The 3191-nt window shown below is 36.3% G+C and carries 4 protein-coding genes; all 4 read left to right on the top strand.

Translation table 11 applies throughout. From position 1 onward, the window contains the following. The first annotated feature begins 128 nt into the window (after positions 1-128). The 4 genes from PVV68_RS09850 (at position 129) to PVV68_RS09835 (ending at position 2694) form a co-directional block, all read left to right on the top strand. Positions 129-812: a DNA adenine methylase gene (locus PVV68_RS09850; protein WP_273721971.1), complete on the top strand. Its 684-nt coding sequence runs from the start codon at positions 129-131 to the stop codon at positions 810-812. A 504-nt stretch (positions 813-1316) separates the two neighbouring features. Beyond that, a complete protein-coding gene (locus PVV68_RS09845; RefSeq protein WP_005773872.1) occupies positions 1317-1535 on the top strand; it encodes a TA system antitoxin ParD family protein in 219 nt (72 codons plus the stop codon). Continuing rightward, the gene (locus tag PVV68_RS09840; RefSeq protein WP_246054788.1) at positions 1528-1812 is read left to right on the top strand and encodes a type II toxin-antitoxin system RelE/ParE family toxin; all 285 of its coding nucleotides are present in this window, start codon (positions 1528-1530) and stop codon (positions 1810-1812) included. Before PVV68_RS09845 ends, PVV68_RS09840 begins: the two co-directional genes overlap by 8 nt. A 708-nt stretch (positions 1813-2520) precedes the next feature. Then, the gene (locus PVV68_RS09835) at positions 2521-2694 is read left to right on the top strand and encodes a hypothetical protein (protein WP_273782997.1); all 174 of its coding nucleotides are present in this window, start codon (positions 2521-2523) and stop codon (positions 2692-2694) included. Positions 2695-3191: the final 497 nt, after the last annotated feature.

Below are 3191 nucleotides of genomic sequence, written 5' to 3'. Positions count from 1 at the left end.
TTTTTACCCACACGCCAGCCCCGCTTTTGACATGCAAGGGAATGGTCTTGATTGATTCAAGATAGAGAGATTTGAAATGAGAGAATCTTAGGTTATTCGGGGTTCTAATTCAATATGAATAACGCTAGATTATCATTATAAATCAATATGTTGTATCTTTAAGGAGAAAATTAGTTCCTTTATATGAAGTGATCAATGATCGTTCAGGTGATGTGGTGAATTTTTTTCGGGTGTTGCAACGCCATTATTACCCTTTCATGGATCTGTTGGAGTTCCAGGTGAGTAGCCGTGAGGCGTTTGAACGGTTACGCACCCAAGATCTCAAGACCCTGACAGATTTAGAGCGGGCATTGCGGTTTTTATATCTGCAGCGGTTGAGTTTTGGTGGCAAAGTGGCAAAACAGACGTTTGGAGTTGATCCACACCGTGGTGCACGGTTTAATAGTCTCAAACTTGAAGCCTCTTTAAAGCTTATTTACCGTCGTTTAGCAGGTGTGACCATTGGACATTTAGATTGGTTTGAGTTTATTAGGCGCTATGATCGTCCCAACATCTTGTTTTACCTTGATCCGCCTTATTGGGGTGTTGAGGATTACTATGGCAAGGATTTGTTTAAGCGAGAGGATTATCAGAGGATGTCCACACTGCTTGCACAATTAAAGGGAAAGTTTCTTCTGTCACTCAATGATGTGCCGGAGATTCGCAAAAGCTTTAGCCCATTTAAGATAAAAGAGATCACCATATCTTATACATGCAGTTCAAATAATCCAATTCCAGCTCAAGAGCTCATCATCTCAAATTGCGACTTTTAGCAAAGGAGAAAAAGCTGCCTTAAAGGGTCTTTAAATGATCTTTGAAAGGTCTTTGAAGACCCTTTGAAAACCCCTTTAATTTTTTAAAAAAGACGTGAATTTTAAAAATGAATTGCTGCAAAACCTGCTGTCAAATTCTGCAAAACCTGCTGACAAGCTACATACAAGACATATAGAATCAATAATTTATAGCACGACAAAAATGCTGTGGCGGAGGGAATGCTATATTTATATAAAATCAATAGATTATATAGAAGTTTGGGAATTTTGATTCCGTTGATTCTTTTAACTTATTTTCTGCCTATCCCGAACCTTTTTAGAGCTTATTCTCGATCATTTAGTTCTAAATTTATCTTTTATTTTCTCTTCTTTCAGATATTAAGAAAGATGGCTGTGAGAGAAGGAATTGTGTTAGAGATCTGCTAAGGTTATTGTGTTTCAAAGGTTGCTTTTTAACACCTTTTGAACTATATTACCACCTTATTGTAAGGTAGGAGTATAGTCATGGCTACAACTGTTAAACTGTCTGATGATCTCATTAATGAGGCTAAGCGTTACGCGTCTGTTTATAGCCGCTCGGTTCCTAAGCAAATTGAATATTGGTCGCGTATGGGCAAAATAGCCGAAGAAAATCCAGATCTCTCCTTTCAATTTATTCAAGCAATCTTACTTGGACAACAAGAAAATGCAGATGGCGATGTAACAGCATTCGAATTTGGCTGAATCTATGCAAGTTTTACAAACCCATTCATTTAAAAAAACTGTCAAAAAACTGCATGCCAACCAAAAACAAGATCTAGACCAAGCTGTTCGCGTCATTATGAAAACGCCCACCATTGGTCAAGCCAAAACAGGTGATCTTTCTGGTGTTTTTGTCTATAAATTTAAAATGGCCAAGCAATTGACGCTGCTTGCTTACAGCTATGAAGATCACACGATTACTTTGACCTTGTTAGCACTTGGCTCTCATGAAAATTTTTACCGAGATCTTAAAGCATAATATATTTTACAACTTGATAGAGGCACACAGCATTATTGGGCATCTAATTGCGGCATAATATTTTTAGCTAAACCGATTGGAGGACTTTGCAGCAAAGGAGTACTGCACTCATCTGCTATTACATACCTCTAACTTGAGTTAAAAACAAAGCTCTTCCGTACACCCCAACAAATGGCTTTGTCATGATAGAACTTTACTAGATTAGAGGTAAGTCAGTAGCATCTGTTATAAATTTAACGCTTCGCACTTTCCTCGGTAAATTCAAGCCGCAAAATAATAAATACAACTAAGTCTTATAGCTCAATGCGCACATAATCATGCATGGTGTTTCTACGCTCAACAAGTTACACCTCAGTTCTCTTGCGCAAATACGAATAAGAAGGGTTTAATTTGCTAATTTTAGCTCAGTCTTAAGTACAACGTCTGGAAAGGCTACACGTGCCTGCTGCATCAACGTAATATTAATGCCATAGAAAAATCCCTTACTATCTGCTATAGCTTCATAAGGATTGCCTATAATGTAAAAAATGAAAAATAATATAAAATAAATTTACAAAAATGATTGACTAGGATATTTAAGCACGATAACGATTCATGCAATGCAAGTCCGCAAGAGGAGATAAGGTATTGCATTTTAATTGAAGGTTTAGTTTTTAAGGAAAGTAAAAGCCTTATCCAACTAAGGCTCCGTGGGGAGGAGGCCATTACATGCAAGAACAAAAATTTGTAAATTATAAGAAAAATGCTTATGAATTGGGGGTGGAGCGTTTACGCTCTATGGAATTGGTCGAGCCCCCTTCAATTCTTGAAGAAATGGCCGATGTTGCCCCTGATCTCGCAAAATTCATCATCTCTTTTGTGTATGGAGAAATTTATGAGTGACCTCACTTAACAAGCCGTATTCGGCAGCTTGCCACCGTTGCCATCTTTGCAACTCTCGGTAATTCAAGATATTATCATAAAAAACACAATAAAGTCAATATGTTGCGTTCAATTATTTTATATGAATCCACTTAAGAATCCATCTTTTTATGCATGATTCATTTGACCATTTTTTATAGAAGATTGCCATGTATGAATAGACCATAAAAAGCAAATCATGATGTAAATATTATAACGCATGTGTGCATTCAAATGAAATGAAAAGCAGCTATCATTCATAACAGTTCATAAATTTTATGATACGTTTTTATCATTCAAAAATCGCATGCGTTTAGAGAATGGTATGAGTTTTGCTCTTTTTTGAGCGAAACCTTAAAAGGAAAATAATCGTTTAAAATTTTTATAAGCTTATAAGTGTAATTCATTAAGGGTGTATAAAAAGACAAAATCGTTTTTAAAGCGCTTACTAAAAATTTAGTAAATGATAGGCAGTCATT

The sequence above is a fragment of the Bartonella sp. ML69XJBT genome, from assembly GCF_028618515.1.
Classification (GTDB): domain Bacteria; phylum Pseudomonadota; class Alphaproteobacteria; order Rhizobiales; family Rhizobiaceae; genus Bartonella.
The sequence above is the reverse complement of the archived record's forward strand: the minus strand, read 5'-3'. Positions and strand labels throughout refer to the sequence as shown.

Bases quoted from the DNA above. Each gene is read 5' to 3' on its own strand.
- PVV68_RS09835 (WP_273782997.1), top strand. From the start codon at position 2,521: ATGCAAGAACAAAAATTTGTAAATTATAAGAAAAATGCTTATGAATTG.
- PVV68_RS09845 (WP_005773872.1), top strand. From the start codon at position 1,317: ATGGCTACAACTGTTAAACTGTCTGATGATCTCATTAATGAGGCTAAG.